Source organism: Flavobacterium sp. GCM10022190 (genome assembly GCF_042656445.1).
Taxonomy (GTDB): Bacteria; Bacteroidota; Bacteroidia; order Flavobacteriales; family Flavobacteriaceae; genus Flavobacterium; species Flavobacterium nitratireducens.
In genome coordinates, this window is sequence record NZ_JBHSOQ010000001.1 from 1,395,074 (window position 1) to 1,410,954 (window position 15,881).

Genomic DNA, 15,881 nt, shown 5'->3' on the forward strand with positions numbered 1-15,881 from the left:
TTGAGGTAAATTATTGTTACTTTCACGCACAAATAGTATCGCCTAAAATTAGAATAATGAATAACTTTGATTGGAAAAATTTAATTGACCCGCTTTTTTACATCCATTTTGATATAAATGGGGTTAAAATGGGTATCTATATAGTATTGTTTATTGTTTTTGCCGAAACAGGATTGTTTGCTGGTTTCTTTTTACCTGGCGATAGTTTGTTGTTCTTGGCAGGTATTTACAATCGAGAACTAATCGAAAATATTGTATTCATTGATAGCGATTTTATTAATGTCACTTTGCTTTCTACATTAGTGGCTGTTGCAGGTATTTTAGGAAATATCGTAGGTTACTGGTTTGGTGCTAAGAGTGGTTATTATTTGTACAATCGTCAAGATAGTTTTTGGTTTAAAAAACAATACTTAATTCAATCAAAAGATTTCTTCGAAAGGCATGGAGGAAGAGCGATTATTTTTGCGCGATTTCTACCAATTTTTAGAACTTTCGCACCCATTGTAGCTGGAATTGTTACTATGGACAGAAAAAAGTTTATGTTTTATAATGTATTGAGTTCATTTCTTTGGTCATTTACTTTAATTTTTGCAGGACATTATTTGTATGGCTTTTTGTTAAACAATTATCAAATTGATTTAAAAGAACACATTGAGATAATTGTTATTGGATTAGTGTTTGTTACACTTTCCCCGGTTATACTTAAATTGACAAAGAAAACAAAGCATTCAAAAAACGAAGAATAAAATAGTACTTTTAAAACTAAGTGTATAAAAAAACCGTCTCGTAAATGAGACGGTTTTTTGTTTATCTTAATGGAAGATATTACATCATTCCTGGCATGCCGCCACCCATTGGCATTCCGCCACCAGCATTTTCTTCTTTAACGTCGATTAAAGCACATTCAGTAGTTAAAATCATTCCTGAAACTGATGCTGCATTTTCTAATGCTACACGAGTTACTTTCTTAGGATCGATAATACCTGCTTTTAGCATATCAACGTATTCGTTAGTTTTAGCGTTGTATCCAAAGTCACCTTGTCCTTCAGCTACTTTTGCAACTACTACTGAACCTTCAAGACCAGCATTTTCAACGATAGTTCTTAATGGAGCTTCAACAGCACGAGAAACGATTTGGATTCCTGTAGCTTCGTCAGCGTTGTCAGCAACAAGAGAACTTAATACTGATTTAGCTCTTAATAATGCTACACCACCACCAGCAACAATACCTTCTTCAACAGCAGCACGAGTTGCGTGTAAAGCATCATCCACACGGTCTTTTTTCTCTTTCATTTCCACTTCAGAAGCAGCTCCTACATAAAGTACAGCAACTCCACCAGCTAATTTAGCTAAACGCTCTTGTAATTTTTCTTTATCGTAGTCAGAAGTAGTTACTTCCATTTGACCTTTGATTTGGTTCACACGGTTTTTGATCATTTCTGCATCACCAGAACCACTTACGATAGTTGTATTATCTTTATCAATAGCTACTCTCTTAGCATTTCCTAACATTTCGATAGTAGTGTTTTCAAGAGTGTATCCTCTTTCTTCAGAGATTACAGTTCCACCTGTTAAGATAGCAATATCTTCAAGCATTGCTTTTCTTCTGTCTCCAAATCCAGGTGCTTTTACAGCAGCAATTTTTAATGCTCCACGTAATTTGTTTACCACTAAAGTAGAAAGTGCTTCACCGTCTACATCTTCAGCGATAATCAATAATGGTTTTCCTGATTGAGCAACTGGCTCAAGAACTGGTAATAATTCTTTTAATGAAGAAACTTTTTTATCGTATAATAAAATGTAAGGGCTGTCTAATTCCACTTCCATTTTTTCTGAATTAGTAACGAAATATGGAGAAAGGTATCCTCTGTCAAATTGCATTCCTTCAACAACATCAACAAATGTGTCAGTTCCTTTAGCTTCTTCAACAGTGATAACACCTTCTTTGCCTACTTTTGCGAAAGCAGTAGCAATCAATTCACCAATCACTTCGTCATTGTTAGCAGAAATTGAAGCGATTTGTTTGATTTTGTCTGAATCACTACCTACTACTTGAGATTGTTTAGCAAGATCAGTTACGATAGCGTCAACTGCTTTATCGATACCACGTTTTAAGTCCATTGGATTTGCTCCTGCAGCCACGTTTTTCAAACCTTCTTTTACAATAGCTTGTGCTAAAACAGTTGCAGTTGTTGTTCCGTCACCCGCTAAATCATTAGTTTTAGAAGCTACTTCTTTAACCATTTGAGCTCCCATATTTTCTAATGGGTCTTTCAATTCAACTTCTTTTGCAACAGAAACACCATCTTTAGTAACGGTTGGTCCACCAAATGTTTTTCCAATGATTACATTACGACCTTTAGGTCCTAAAGTTACTTTTACTGCATTAGCTAATGCGTCAACTCCACGTTTTAATCCGTCGCGTGCTTCAATATCGAATTTTATATCTTTTGCCATTTTTGTTTATTACTTTAAAAATTTTAATACTTTGTACTCAATTCTTAATACTTAATTTTAATTTTAGATTATTGCAAGAATATCGTCTTCTCTCATAATCAAATAGTCTTTCCCCTCTAATTTTAATTCGGTTCCAGCATATTTACCGTAAAGTACAGTGTCACCTACTTTAACGGTCATTTCATGATCTTTTGTGCCATTTCCAACGGCTACAACGGTTCCTTTTTGTGGTTTTTCTTTGGCAGTATCTGGAATAAAAATCCCTGACGCTGTCTTAGTTTCGGCTGCAACTGGTTCAATCAGAACTCGGTCTGAAAGTGGTTTAATGTTTAATGTCATGATTTTTTATTTTTTTATTGATTAAATTAAATTTTGCTTCTCTATATTCAGAAATTATGCCAGTCGATTTTTTCTGCCATTTTTTCTTAAAAAAAATGCCAGCTTTGACAGGCTGGCATTTTTGTTCTATTTAGATAGTAATTATTTTGCTGAATTTGGCGTAACTGGTGTCGCCGGAGTTGCAGGTGCAGTTTGTGTTGCAGGTGCTGCAGCTTCAGTGTTTTCAATAATTTTAGATTCACTGTCTCCTAAATTTCCAGTAAAACTTAAGCTAGATAATAGAATCAAAGCGATTAATACGATAGCTAAAGTCCATGTACTTTTATCTAAAAAGTCAGTAGTTTTTTGTACTCCACCTAACATTTGTGATCCACCTATTGAAGATGATAAACCTCCTCCTTTAGGGTTTTGAACCATGATTACTACAATCAGTAGGAAACAAACTATAGTTATTAAAACTAAAAAAATTGAAAATGTGCTCATTATTACTTAATTATTATTTTGTTGTAAAATCTTAATATCCGCTATGCGGTCTGCAAAGAAACTACTTTTTTCTGGATATTTCAAAATTAATATTTCATAAGCTTGAATTGCTTTTTGATATTTTTTTTGTTCTAAATATACCTTGGCTAAAGTTTCAGTCATTAGCGAAGTAGTATCGTCTTTGTTGATGTCTAAAGTAAAGTTAGAAGGAGTTCCAGGTTTGATAGCTGGAATCTTGGGATTGCTCTGAATAAATTTATCAATAATTGCTTCTTTTTTCTTCTTCGAAACATCCTCGTTTTTTGGAGTTGCTGAATTATTATTGGTTTCAGGCTCTCTAACTATTGGTTGTATTCTGGAAAGTTGCAGCCACTCTTGAAACGAATGGGTTTCGTTTTTAGAAAATTCTAAAGGTCTACCTAATTCTAATTTTTCTTCTGGAGTACTACTTGTTTCGTTGTATTCAATAGTGTCTGGCGACTTGGTTTCTATTTCAATATCCTGATTAACCGTGTTGAATGATGGCGGAACGATTTCGATACTGTCAATTACGTTAATAGAAAGTAATTCGTTCGCTTTTTTCTCGAATAATTCTTTTTGAATGGCATTAAATTCTTCCGAACTTATGAAATCAAACAATACCGTTCTGTCGGTGGTATGTGCTGCTGTTACTTTTAATGCCGAATTATACTTAAAACTATTTTCGTTATATAAACCTTTTAAACGTAAAGCGCGGGCACTTTGAAAATACGGAAACTCCTCCAATACCTTTTCTAAAGCAAGAGTTTGCTTTTCGGTAATCGTATTGGGTTTGTTGAGTAAATAGGTATAATCGGTTATATTCATAAATTTTATTTGGTTATTTGGTTATTTGTTAAATCGTTTGGGAATGAACAAATAACCGAATCAATTTGTATTACCATTTGGCTAATGATGCATTAAAGATATCTTGAGTAATACGTTCAAAAATTTCTTTTAAGGCTGTATTTAATACTGCGCCTTGCAATTGTGTAGTTGCAGGATAGTCATAATAGAATTCAAATGGTTTTTCAAAATCGTCTGATTCTTTGTTCTTATTGGTAAAACGTACATTAACTCTAATTTTTAAACGGTTTTGGGCAGCTTGTTGGTCGGCAGTGGCTGTCATGGGGCTAATATGGTAATCGGTGATTTCACCCTCGTAAGTCAAGTCGGCTCCATTTTTAACCAAATTCAAATTCGTTTGACTTTGTAGAATGTCTTGTAATGCTAATGTAAAAGTTCTATCAATTCCTGGTTCAACCAAATCAGCATTGTTTTGGAAAAAATTAACCTGAAAGGTTTTGGCATCAATATTGCCTGTTCCAGTAAAATTATAAATACCACAACCACTCAACATAAAAAGCGTGATTAGTGCAAAAAGTGAATGTATTTTTTTCATGAAAATAGGTAATAAATTCCAATTCTTAAACTCCAAATTCCAATATTCGAAATTCAAAAGTCTGTCAAAGATAGTGAATTTGGACTCTAGCGTTAGCGAACTAGCGGAGCAATTTGGGATTTTAATATTGGTTTTTCTTTTTAAAGGTCGAATTGTTTGATTTTTCGGTAAAGGGTTCGTTCAGAAATTCCTAATTCATCAGCAGCTGCTTTTCTTTTTCCTTTGTTTTTTTCTAAGGACTTTTTGATCATTTCGATTTCTTTTTGCTCTAATCGTAATACTTCCTCTTCTTCAATAGTTTCGGCAAACAAATAATTGTCTTCGGGATTTGTGTACGTTTCAGTGTGTGTAGTTGGTGATACAACTGTTGTTACCGCTTGTTCTTCAAATTCGATTTCGTTATCTTCTTTAGTGCCGTAAATTTTTTGAATAAGATTAGGGTTGATATCTTGAGCTTTTGCAGCGCCACTTTTCATTAGTTCCAATGTGAGTTTCTTTAAATCATTCAAATCACTTTTCATGTCAAAAAGTACTTTGTATAAAATATCTCTTTCGGTACTAAAATCACTTTCGCTCTTATTGCTACTTATTACAGATGGTAAATTACTTCCTTCAGTAGGAGGTAAGTACGATTGCAAGGTAGGGGCTGTGATATCGCGATTGGTTTCTAAAACTGAAATTTGTTCGGCTACATTTCGAAGTTGTCTAATGTTTCCACTCCAACGGTATTTTTGCAAAAGCTGTACAGCATTGTCATCTAATTTTAATGGAGGCATTTTGTATTTATGAGCAAAGTCGGCCGCAAATTTTCTAAATAACAAATGGATGTCGTCTTTTCTGTCTCGTAAAGGAGGTAAGGTGATATCCACAGTGCTTAGACGATAATATAAGTCTTCACGGAATTTTCCTTTTTCAATTGCACTGAAAAGATTCACATTGGTTGCCGCAACAATTCGGACATCTGTTTTTTGAACTTGTGATGAACCTACTTTTAAGAATTCTCCATTTTCAAGAATTCTTAATAAACGAACTTGGGTTGTTAGCGGAAGTTCACCTACTTCGTCTAAGAAAATAGTTCCACCATTGGCTACTTCAAAATAACCTTCACGTGTACTTGTAGCTCCGGTAAAAGCTCCTTTTTCGTGCCCAAAAAGTTCACTGTCAATAGTTCCTTCTGGAATGGCACCACAGTTTACAGCAATGTATTTGCCGTGTTTTCTGTGGGATAATGAATGGATTATTCTAGGGATGTTTTCTTTACCTACACCACTTTCACCAGTAACCAATACTGAAATATCAGTAGGAGCCACTTGAATAGCTTTTTCAATGGCACGATTGAGCTTTGGGTCGTTTCCAATAATCTCAAATCGTTGTTTTATGTTTTGTACTGATTCCATTTCTATTGTTTTTAAAGTGTTCTTTGTTTCTTGTTTTGATTTCTTGATGTTTGATCTAAGAGTTCATATTGAATAAAAGGTACTTTATGGATTTGTTTGAGTATTGTTTGAAGTTGTTTTTTCTACTTTATGCTTAGGGAAATAGATTTTCATAATGTAGAAAGTCACTCCAAATCCAAGTATAAAAGTGGCTATTGCAATGAATAGTTGTTTTTTAGTCATTTGTATGTTTTTAATTTGTCATTGCGAGGAACGAAGCAATCACATCCAGTTTGGATTGATTGAAATTCTTTTTTATATCTTTAGTAAGATTGCTTCGTTCCTCGCAATAACATATAGTGATGGGGTTTTCTAATTCATATCAGAATAACCCACTGCTTCTCCTTTTAATGTTCCACTCGTGCAAGATGTGATTTTTACATTCACAAAATCACCAATTTTGTAATTTTCTTTAGGGAATACTACCGTGATATTTTGTGAATTTCTTCCTGAGAATTCTGCTGCCGATTTCTTAGAGATTTTATCGATTAAAACTTCAACGGTTTGACCAATAAACTCCTGACAAGTACTGAGTGAGTGTTTTTGTTGTAAGTCAACAATTTCCTGGAGGCGTCTTAATTTAGTTTCTTCAGGTACGTCATCTTCCATTTTTCTTTCTGCCAAAGTTCCTGGTCTTTCAGAATAGGCAAACATATATCCGTAATTGTATTTTACATATTCCATTAAGCTTAAGGTGTCTTGATGGTCTTCCTCAGTTTCTGTTGGGAAACCAGTAATCATATCTTGAGTGATTGCGCAACCCGGTATGATGTTGTAAATTTTATCAACTAATTCCATGTACTCTTCTCGAGTGTGCAAACGGTTCATTTCTTTTAAGATACGGTTGCTTCCTGATTGAACAGGTAAGTGAATATGTTTGCAAATGTTTGGATATTTAGCAATCACGTGTAAAACACTTTCGTGCATATCCTGAGGATTAGAAGTCGAAAAACGAATTCTCATTTTAGGAAATGCCTGTGCCACCATTTCTAATAATTGGTCGAAATTTACGGCAGTAGCTTTTTGTATTTCAGAGGCTTTGTCGAAATCTTTTTTCAATCCGCCACCATACCATAAATAACTATCTACGTTTTGACCTAAAAGCGTAACCTCTTTAAACCCTTTTTCATACAAGTCTTGAATTTCTGCCATAATACTTTGTGGTTCACGGCTTCTTTCGCGTCCTCTGGTAAAAGGAACTACACAAAAAGTACACATGTTGTCGCAACCACGAGTGATGGAAACCAAAGCGGTAATTCCATTACTCATTAATCGTACAGGTGAAATATCACCATAGGTTTCTTCTTTAGATAAGATAACGTTTATGGCATCTCTTCCTTCTTCTACTTCTGTTAAAAGATTAGGTAAATCTTTATACGCATCAGGACCTACTACTAAATCGACAATTTTTTCTTGTTCTAAGAATTGACTTTTTAAACGTTCAGCCATACAGCCTAAAACGCCTACTTTCATTTTGGAATTAATGCGTTTTACAGCGTTGTATTTTTCAAGGCGTTTGCGGATAGTTTGCTCTGCTTTATCACGAATAGAACAAGTATTAACTAAAACCAAGTCGGCTTCTTCTAAAACTTGAGTCGTGTTGTATCCGTTACTAGATAAAATCGAAGCAACGATTTCGCTGTCCGAAAAATTCATCGCACAGCCATAACTTTCTATGTATAGTTTTTTGTTGTTTTCGGGTTTGTTTTCTAAAACAAGACTTTCACCTTGTTTGCTCTCTTCTATAATCTTTTCCATTAGTTGTAATTTCAGACTACAAAGATAAGAGAATTCGAATGGATATGACAAGATGTCAGCTAAAGAATTAACAGTAATTTTTGATTTTGTTTTTAGCTACTTGTTGATAATGCTATTTCATTTTTAAACGTATAGAAAGTAGGTGTAATCGAACCTATTAATGGCTGTATTGATTGTTAATTTAAGGGGCTAAATGAGCTATTATCTTATTAATGTATAAGTCTCGTTCGTTTAAAAATAAAAAGTAAAGTCTTTGTATTTAAAAAAAATAGATACTTTTGTCTGAGAAAAATAAAGCAATGGCAAAGAATTTAGTAATAGTTGAGTCACCTGCAAAGGCAAAAACGATAGAGAAATTTTTAGGAAGTGATTTTCAAGTAGAATCGAGTTATGGTCATATTGCCGACTTACCTTCAAAGGAAATTGGTGTTGATGTAGAAAATGGATTCTTGCCTAAATATGAAGTTTCGTCGGATAAAAAAGCTTTAGTTAGCAAACTTAAAACGTTATCTAAAAATGCCGAGACGGTTTGGTTAGCAAGTGATGAGGACCGCGAGGGAGAGGCTATTTCTTGGCACTTGGCGGAAGAATTAAAATTAGATAAAAAGAAAACAAAACGAATTGTTTTTCATGAGATTACAAAGAATGCGATTTTAAAAGCTATCGATAATCCTCGTGAAATTGATTATAATCTGGTAAATGCTCAACAAGCGCGTCGTGTTTTAGATCGTTTGGTGGGTTATGAATTATCGCCGGTTTTATGGAGAAAAATTAAAGGCGGACTTTCGGCTGGACGTGTTCAGTCAGTTTCTGTTCGATTGATTGTAGAACGTGAACGCGAAATTCAAGATTTTAAAGCTGTAGCTACTTATTCCGTTGTTGCCGAATTTACAAATGAAGCCGGAAAAACTTTTAAAGCTAAATTGCCTAAAAATTTCAATTCTAAAAAAGAAGCTGAAGATTTTTTAAATAAAAATATTGGTTCGACTTATAAAGTAGCTGATTTAGAAACGAAACCAACCAAAAAATCACCTGCAGCTCCTTTTACCACTTCGACTTTACAACAAGAAGCGGCTCGTAAATTGTATTTGCCTGTTGGAATTACAATGCAGTTAGCACAACGTTTGTACGAGGCGGGATTGATTACCTACATGAGAACGGATAGTGTGAATTTGTCCAAAGAAGCAATGGATGCGGCTCAGGCTGAAATCATTAAGTCTTATGGAAAGGAGTTTTCTAACCCTAGAACATTTGCTAACAAAAGCAAAGGAGCACAGGAAGCACACGAAGCAATCCGTCCTACAGATATGTCACGTCATACGGTTGATATTGATAGGGATCAAGCTAGGCTTTACGATTTGATTTGGAAAAGAACATTAGCTTCGCAAATGAGTGATGCGCAATTAGAACGTACTAATGTTAAAATTGCAGCAAATAATCATAATGAGTTGTTTACTGCTTCAGGAGAAGTGTTGCTTTTTGAAGGCTTCTTGAAGGTGTATTTGGAGGGACATGATGACGACGAGGAAGAGCAAGAAGGAATGTTGCCTGCTTTGAAAGTGAATGAAAATTTACAAAATAATTTCATTACCGCTACGGAACGTTATTCACGTCCTGCAGCAAGATATACCGAAGCTTCCTTAGTTAAAAAATTAGAAGAATTAGGAATTGGACGTCCTTCAACGTATGCACCAACAATTTCTACAATTATCAATAGAAATTATGTAGAAAAAGGAAATTTAGAAGGTCAGGAACGTAATTATACGCAGCTTACTTTGCAATCTGGAAAAGTAGCAGAGAAGTTGTTAAAAGAAAATACAGGTTCTGATAAAGGAAAATTAGTGCCAACTGATATCGGTACTATTGTTACGGATTTCTTAGTGAAAAATTTTGGTAATATTTTAGATTATAATTTCACGGCCAAAGTAGAACAGGATTTTGACGAAATTGCCGAAGGTAATATCGAATGGGCTAAGATGATGCAGGAGTTTTACGATCAATTTCATCCTACGGTTAAACATGTTGAAGAAAATGCCGATAGAGAAAGTGGAGAGCGCATCTTAGGGGTAGATCCTGTATCTGGAAAACCAGTTTCTGTTCGTTTAGGTAAATTTGGTCCTATGGCACAAATTGGCGATGCTGAAGATGAAGATAAGAAGTTTGCTAGTTTAATGAAAGAGCAAAATATTGGAAATATCACTTTGGAAGAAGCTTTAAATTTGTTTTTATTGCCAAAATCATTGGGTACATATAAAGAGGAAGAAGTGGAAGTAAATAACGGTCGTTTTGGTCCTTATGTACGTCATGGAAGTGTTTTTATTTCGTTACCAAAAGGCGAAGATCCGCTTGCTGTTACAAAAGAAAGAGCTCAAGAGTTAATAGATGAAAAATTAAAAGCAGATGCTCCTATTGCTACTTACAAGGGGGAGCCTGTTCAAAAGGGTACAGGGCGTTTTGGTCCGTTTATAAAATGGGATGGCATTTTTATTAATGTGAGTAAAAAATACAATTTTGATAATTTATCTCAGGCTGATATCGAGGAGTTGATAGAGGATAAATTGCAAAAAAATATAGACAAAGTTATTCATAACTGGGTTGAGGAAGGGATTGTTGTAGAAAAAGCAAGATGGGGTCGTTCCGTTATTTTAAAAGGAAAAATCAAAATTGAATTGAGTAAAGATGTTGATGCTTCCAAATTGACTTTGGCTGAAGTTCAAGAAATGATTGCTCAAAAGACACCTGCTAAAAAAGCGCCAGCAAAAAAAGCTCCTGCTAAGAAAGCAGCAACAAAAAAGAAATAATTTATCTTTTCCTTTTAATTCTTGGGAAATAAAAAATAAGAATAAGCAACTATGATAGGATTTGATTTTCTAGAACCCTTAAATAATGAATTCTTAGCATTTGTAAACTCGCTAAGTACTCAGCAACTAGGAAGTAAAGTGGTTTTTCACACTAAGAACGAATTTCCCGATTTAGATAAGGTTAAAATTGCTTTAATTGGGGTTTTAGAAAATCGCGGAAGTGTTTCATCGAATAGCAGTACAGGTGATTTAAGTATTGTGAGAAAGGAATTGTATCGTTTATTTCCTGGAAATTGGGACATGACAATTGCTGATTTAGGTGATATTTTGCCTGGAAATTCAAAGGAAGATACCTATTTTGCTTTACGCAAAGTAGCCGCTGATTTAATTAAAAAGAAAATAATTCCTATTGTTATTGGTGGTTCACAAGATTTAACCTATTCGCTTTATCGTGCTTACGATGAATTGGAACAAATGGTTAATTTGGTTGCTATTGATAGTAAATTCGATTTTGGAAAAGAAGACGAAGAAATGTCTAGTAGTTCCTATTTGAGTAGAATTATTATTGATGAACCCAATAATTTATTTAATTTTTGCAATATTGGTTATCAAACCTATTACAATTCTCAGGAAGAGATAGATTTAATCGAAAAGCTGTTTTTCGATGCCTATCGTCTTGGAGAAGTTTCGCATAATATTGCTATTGCAGAACCGGTCTTTAGAGATGCCGATATTGTAAGTTTGGATTTAAATTCTGTTAAATCTTCTGATTCGGGTAATTTCAATTCTTTTGCACCCAATGGTTTTAATGGGAAAGAAATTTGTGCTCTTTCCAGATATGCTGGTATTAGTGATAAAGTAAGTATGTTTGGTGTTTTTAATCATGATAATACGGCACAGGAATCGGTGTTGATTTCACAAATTATTTGGTATTTTATAGAAGGTTATCATTATCGTTCAAATGAATATCCATTTGGAAGCAGAGAAAATTATATAAAATATAGTGTTCTTATAGATGAAGAGACTTTGGTTTTTTATAAAAGCGATCGTACAGATCGTTGGTGGATCGAAATACCATTTGTATCAAATGTTAATAATAAACTAAAAAGAAATACGTTATTACCTTGTTCGCATGAAGAATATCTAGCTGCATGTAATCAAGAATTACCAGAAAGATGGTGGAAGGCACAAAGAAAAAATCTTTTGTAAAAGATTTATTGAAAAATAAAACTTACAAAACAGATGTAAAATCGCACTTTATCGGTGATTTTTAGCATTTAATCGATAAAATATTTTTTTTATAATTTATTTAACTCTAATTTTGGAGTGGCTATTTAAATACAGAAAAAAAATATTGTTTTATTAATAAATAATAAATAGGTTTACAAACGAAAAAAATAAAGAATATATAACCCGAATTTATATGAAGAAGTTCATTGCGTTTGCGGCAATTTTGTCACTTTTAATTAGCTGTGGAAAATCGAGTGATAAAGGAGAATTGGTCGGTGTTAAAGGTGCAAAATGGCATCCGGAGAAACCCTATGGAATGACGTTAGTTCCAGGAGGTGCCTATATCATGGGTAAATCTGATGAAGATGTTGCTGGTGTTCAAGATGCTAAAACAATGACAGTTACTGTTCGTTCGTTTTACATGGATGAAACAGAAATTACTAACAGTGAATACCGTCAGTTTGTAGAATGGGTAAAAGATTCTACAATCAGAATGAAGTTGGCTATTTTAGCAGATACACAAGGAGTTAAGGCTGGAGATGGTAAAGGTAAAAAAGCGGGTAGTATTGGTGATTTTGCTTTTAATGATGCTGATCCCGAAAAAATGTCTGCTTACGATAAGTACATGTATGATAATTATTATAGCCTCGGAACCGAAGACGATCAATATGCAGGAAGAAAATTGAATAAAAAAGTAAAATTAATTAAAGATCCACAACAGTATCCAGATGAATATTACGTTGAAGTAATGGATTCTATGTATATTCCTTTAGAAGAAGCCTATAATGGATTGAGAACCATTGATGTTGAAAAGTTGAAATTCCGTTATTCTTGGATGGATATTCAAGCAGCAGCTAAGGCAAAAGTGGGTAAAAGAAAAGACTTTATCAGAAATGAAGAAGTAAAAGTATATCCTGATACTACAGTATGGATTAAGGATTTTGCTTATTCGTACAATGAACCAATGCACAACGATTATTTTTGGCACAAAGCCTATGGAGAATATCCTGTTGTAGGTGTAAAATGGACACAAGCAAAAGCTTTTTGCGCTTGGAGAACCTTAAATAAAAACAGTTATATCAAATCTAAAAAAACGGGTCGTGACTTGATTAATAATTTTAGATTGCCTACTGAAGCAGAATGGGAATATGCCGCTCGTGGTGGTTTGGAATCGGCTACTTATCCATGGGGAGGACCTTATACTAAAAATGACAGAGGTTGTTTCTTAGCTAACTTCAAGCCTAATAGAGGAGATTATGCCGCTGATCAAGCCTTATATACTGTTGAAGCAAAATCGTACGAGCCTAATGGTTACAACTTATATAACATGGCTGGTAATGTTTCTGAATGGACGGATTCTTCTTATGATCCAAATGCTTACGAATATGTATCTACAATGAACCCTAATGTTTTAGATGCTTCTAATAAAAGAAAAGTAGTTCGTGGTGGATCTTGGAAAGATGTTTCCTATTTCTTGCAAGTAAGTACTCGTGATTTTGAATATGCAGATTCAGCTAGAAGTTTTATCGGATTTAGAACTGTTCAAGATTACATGGGAGTTAATAATACTGGAAATACAACTACTAGAAGAGCGAATAGAAATCGATAAAAAAACCCTAATTAATAAATATAAATAAAACCTACACACTAACTATTAAAAATTAACATTATGGCATTACTAGGAAAAAAAGCAATGAATTTTGCATACGGTATGGGAGCAGCAGTAGTAATTGTTGGAGCTCTTTTTAAAATTACTCACTTTGAAATCGGACCATTAACAGGGACATTGATGCTTTCTATTGGATTGTTAACAGAGGCTTTTATTTTTGCGCTTTCAGCTTTTGAACCCGTAGAAAATGAATTAGACTGGACCTTAGTGTATCCTGAATTGGCTAATGGAACTCCTAATCCAAATAAAAAACCAAAAGCGGAATCAACGTCAGAAGCGCAAGGATTGTTATCTCAAAAATTAGATAACATGCTTAAAGAAGCTAAAATTGATGGTGAATTAATGGCAAGTTTAGGAAATAGTATTAAAAATTTCGAATCAGCTGCAAAAGGTATTGCTCCAGCTGCTGACGGAATTGCTGCTACAAAAAAATATAGTGACGAATTGTCTATGGCTGCTGCTCAAATGGAAGCTTTAAACAGTTTGTACAAAGTACAATTAGAAAGTGCTTCTAGAAATGCTGAAGCTAACAAAGAAATTGCTGAAAATGCGGCTCAATTAAAAGAGCAAATGCAATCTATGACGGCAAACATTTCTTCATTGAACCAAGTTTATGGTGGTATGCTTTCTGCAATGAGCAATAAAGGATAATAATTAAGTTTGAAGACTATTTAAAAAAACTACCCCACAACTAATTATTAGAAAATATGGCAGGAGGAAAACTTACCCCTAGACAGAAGATGATTAACCTGATGTATTTGGTTTTCATCTCTATGTTAGCGATGAATGTTTCGAAAGAAGTGATATCAGGTTTTGGATTAATGAACGAAAAATTTGAAAGTTCAAATGCTAGTTCAAAACAAACCAATGATCAAATGTTGGCTGCACTTGATAGCAAAGCAGCAGAGGCGAAAGGAGAATTTGCTGTTGCATCGCAAACGGCTCACAAAGTAAAAACTATTACAGATAACTTTTTTAATTATATTAACTCTCTAAAAGAGCAAGCTACTAAAGGTTTTGAAACGAATCCAGAAACAGGAAAATTACCTTATGAAGACATGGATAAAGGTGATAATGTTGATGATTGGTTTACAGGAGAAGGCTATTCTAAAAAAGGAAAAGAAATTGTTGCCACTATAGAAAAGTACAAAGCAGATATTAAAGCTACGTTAGGTACAGAAAAAAAATACAGTGGAATTATTAAAGAGGTAGAGGAGAAATTCGACCTTTCAGATGTTAAAAACAAAGAAGGTTTAAAAGATAAATATTTGTCTTACCACTTCAAAGGTTTTCCAGCTATTGCTACTGTTGCAAAACTTTCTTCTTGGCAAAATGATATTAACAAAGTAGAGTCTGATGTATATAGCATTGCTTTAGGTAAAGCAGCGGTTGAAGCAGCTTCTTACAGTAACTACCAAGCAATTGTAGTTTTAGACAAAAATGCTTATTTCCAAGGAGAGCAAGTTACAGGAAAAGTAGTTTTAGGACGTTACGATGAAAATACTAAACCATCTGGTTTCTCAGGTCCTGGTAAAATTGTTAACGGTCAAGCGATGATTTCATTAACTGCAGGTGGAGTTGGAGAACAAACAATAGGTGGTCAATTTACTTTTACAGAAGATGGAAAAACGATTCCTTTGAAATTCTCAGGGAAATATGTAGTTGTTCCTAAGCCAAATTCAGCGACTATTTCTGCTGATAAAATGAACGTAGTGTATAGAGGAGTTACAAATCCAATCTCTGTATCATTCGCTGGTATTTCAGATAAAGATGTAAATGCATCCGCTCCAGGTTTGTCTAAAGTTGGAAATGGAAAATATGTGATGAGTCCGCAAGGAGGTAATGAGGTAGTAATTAATGTTACTGGTAAATTACCTAATGGACAAACTGTTTCAGATAAAAGAGTATTTAGAATTAAAGGTATTCCTGGTCCAACAGGAACAATTAGAGGGGAAATGGGTGTTGTAAAAGGGCCAAAATCTAACCTTGAAATTGCGACAGTTGGTGCTAAATTAGTTGATTTTGATTTTGATGTTAATCTTGAAGTTGTTGGGTTTAATTTAAAAGTTACAGGTCAGCCTACAGTAGTAGTTTCAGGTAATAAATTAAATGCACAATGTAAATCAGTTTTGTCTAAGGCAGTAAGAGGTGACCAAGTTACTATCTCTGAAATCAAAACTAAATTAGTAGGAGCAGGTAATTATTTGTTGCCAAGAACAGCTCCAGTAATTTTTGAAATTCAATAAAAAATACTTTTTACCCAGAAGTTTAAATCAATTCTTATTAAT

At 34.0% G+C, this 15,881-nt stretch carries 14 protein-coding genes; 6 read left to right on the forward strand and 8 right to left on the reverse strand.

Annotated elements, in window-relative coordinates; translation table 11 throughout:
• The first annotated feature begins 56 nt into the window (after positions 1–56).
• The gene (locus ACFPTQ_RS05785) at positions 57–746 is read left to right on the forward strand and encodes a DedA family protein (protein WP_379775006.1); all 690 of its coding nucleotides are present in this window, start codon (positions 57–59) and stop codon (positions 744–746) included.
• A gap of 79 nt (positions 747–825) precedes the next feature.
• On the opposite strand, the gene groL is transcribed toward ACFPTQ_RS05785, so the two are convergent.
• The 8 genes from groL to miaB form a co-directional block, all read right to left on the reverse strand.
• Positions 826–2,457: a chaperonin GroEL gene (gene groL, locus ACFPTQ_RS05790; protein WP_379775009.1), complete on the reverse strand. Its 1,632-nt coding sequence runs from the start codon at positions 2,455–2,457 to the stop codon at positions 826–828.
• 63 nt (positions 2,458–2,520) lie between these two features.
• Positions 2,521–2,796 carry a co-chaperone GroES gene (locus ACFPTQ_RS05795; RefSeq protein WP_066326736.1) on the reverse strand — a complete coding sequence of 92 codons (276 nt, stop codon included), beginning with the start codon at positions 2,794–2,796 and terminating at the stop codon, positions 2,521–2,523.
• A 141-nt stretch (positions 2,797–2,937) separates the two neighbouring features.
• On the reverse strand, positions 2,938–3,279 hold the full coding sequence (secG, locus tag ACFPTQ_RS05800) for a preprotein translocase subunit SecG (RefSeq protein WP_379775012.1): 342 nt from the start codon (positions 3,277–3,279) through the stop codon (positions 2,938–2,940).
• 6 nt (positions 3,280–3,285) lie between these two features.
• Positions 3,286–4,125 carry a tetratricopeptide repeat protein gene (locus tag ACFPTQ_RS05805; protein WP_379775015.1) on the reverse strand — a complete coding sequence of 280 codons (840 nt, stop codon included), beginning with the start codon at positions 4,123–4,125 and terminating at the stop codon, positions 3,286–3,288.
• Positions 4,126–4,195: 70 nt separating this feature from the next.
• A complete protein-coding gene (locus tag ACFPTQ_RS05810; RefSeq protein WP_379775018.1) occupies positions 4,196–4,699 on the reverse strand; it encodes an LptE family protein in 504 nt (167 codons plus the stop codon).
• A 140-nt stretch (positions 4,700–4,839) separates the two neighbouring features.
• A complete protein-coding gene (locus ACFPTQ_RS05815) occupies positions 4,840–6,096 on the reverse strand; it encodes a sigma-54 interaction domain-containing protein (RefSeq protein WP_379775020.1) in 1,257 nt (418 codons plus the stop codon).
• Between the two features lie 84 nt (positions 6,097–6,180).
• Positions 6,181–6,318 carry a hypothetical protein gene (locus ACFPTQ_RS05820; RefSeq protein ID WP_379775022.1) on the reverse strand — a complete coding sequence of 46 codons (138 nt, stop codon included), beginning with the start codon at positions 6,316–6,318 and terminating at the stop codon, positions 6,181–6,183.
• A gap of 129 nt (positions 6,319–6,447) precedes the next feature.
• A complete protein-coding gene (gene miaB, locus ACFPTQ_RS05825) occupies positions 6,448–7,893 on the reverse strand; it encodes a tRNA (N6-isopentenyl adenosine(37)-C2)-methylthiotransferase MiaB (RefSeq protein ID WP_379775024.1) in 1,446 nt (481 codons plus the stop codon).
• Positions 7,894–8,192: 299 nt separating this feature from the next.
• Between miaB and topA the strand changes: the two genes are divergently transcribed.
• From topA to gldM, 5 genes are all read left to right on the forward strand, one after another.
• Positions 8,193–10,694: a type I DNA topoisomerase gene (topA, locus tag ACFPTQ_RS05830; RefSeq protein WP_379775026.1), complete on the forward strand. Its 2,502-nt coding sequence runs from the start codon at positions 8,193–8,195 to the stop codon at positions 10,692–10,694.
• Between the two features lie 54 nt (positions 10,695–10,748).
• On the forward strand, positions 10,749–11,903 hold the full coding sequence (locus tag ACFPTQ_RS05835) for a formimidoylglutamase (protein ID WP_278036494.1): 1,155 nt from the start codon (positions 10,749–10,751) through the stop codon (positions 11,901–11,903).
• Positions 11,904–12,117: 214 nt separating this feature from the next.
• Positions 12,118–13,533 carry a gliding motility lipoprotein GldK gene (gene gldK / locus ACFPTQ_RS05840; RefSeq protein WP_379775029.1) on the forward strand — a complete coding sequence of 472 codons (1,416 nt, stop codon included), beginning with the start codon at positions 12,118–12,120 and terminating at the stop codon, positions 13,531–13,533.
• 60 nt (positions 13,534–13,593) lie between these two features.
• Positions 13,594–14,244 carry a gliding motility protein GldL gene (gene gldL / locus ACFPTQ_RS05845; RefSeq protein WP_278036441.1) on the forward strand — a complete coding sequence of 217 codons (651 nt, stop codon included), beginning with the start codon at positions 13,594–13,596 and terminating at the stop codon, positions 14,242–14,244.
• Between the two features lie 56 nt (positions 14,245–14,300).
• The gene (gene gldM / locus ACFPTQ_RS05850; RefSeq protein ID WP_379775031.1) at positions 14,301–15,839 is read left to right on the forward strand and encodes a gliding motility protein GldM; all 1,539 of its coding nucleotides are present in this window, start codon (positions 14,301–14,303) and stop codon (positions 15,837–15,839) included.
• The last annotated feature ends 42 nt before the right edge of the window (positions 15,840–15,881 follow it).

Excerpts from the sequence above, each read along its gene's own strand:
- gldK (WP_379775029.1), top strand. The coding sequence starts at position 12,118 with ATGAAGAAGTTCATTGCGTTTGCGGCAATTTTGTCACTTTTAATTAGC.
- topA (WP_379775026.1), top strand. The coding sequence starts at position 8,193 with ATGGCAAAGAATTTAGTAATAGTTGAGTCACCTGCAAAGGCAAAAACG.
- groL (WP_379775009.1), bottom strand. The coding sequence starts at position 2,457 with ATGGCAAAAGATATAAAATTCGATATTGAAGCACGCGACGGATTAAAA.
- gldM (WP_379775031.1), top strand. The coding sequence starts at position 14,301 with ATGGCAGGAGGAAAACTTACCCCTAGACAGAAGATGATTAACCTGATG.
- miaB (WP_379775024.1), bottom strand. The coding sequence starts at position 7,893 with ATGGAAAAGATTATAGAAGAGAGCAAACAAGGTGAAAGTCTTGTTTTA.
- ACFPTQ_RS05820 (WP_379775022.1), bottom strand. The coding sequence starts at position 6,318 with ATGACTAAAAAACAACTATTCATTGCAATAGCCACTTTTATACTTGGA.
- ACFPTQ_RS05785 (WP_379775006.1), top strand. The coding sequence starts at position 57 with ATGAATAACTTTGATTGGAAAAATTTAATTGACCCGCTTTTTTACATC.
- ACFPTQ_RS05805 (WP_379775015.1), bottom strand. The coding sequence starts at position 4,125 with ATGAATATAACCGATTATACCTATTTACTCAACAAACCCAATACGATT.
- ACFPTQ_RS05810 (WP_379775018.1), bottom strand. The coding sequence starts at position 4,699 with ATGAAAAAAATACATTCACTTTTTGCACTAATCACGCTTTTTATGTTG.
- gldL (WP_278036441.1), top strand. The coding sequence starts at position 13,594 with ATGGCATTACTAGGAAAAAAAGCAATGAATTTTGCATACGGTATGGGA.
- ACFPTQ_RS05795 (WP_066326736.1), bottom strand. The coding sequence starts at position 2,796 with ATGACATTAAACATTAAACCACTTTCAGACCGAGTTCTGATTGAACCA.
- secG (WP_379775012.1), bottom strand. The coding sequence starts at position 3,279 with ATGAGCACATTTTCAATTTTTTTAGTTTTAATAACTATAGTTTGTTTC.
- ACFPTQ_RS05815 (WP_379775020.1), bottom strand. The coding sequence starts at position 6,096 with ATGGAATCAGTACAAAACATAAAACAACGATTTGAGATTATTGGAAAC.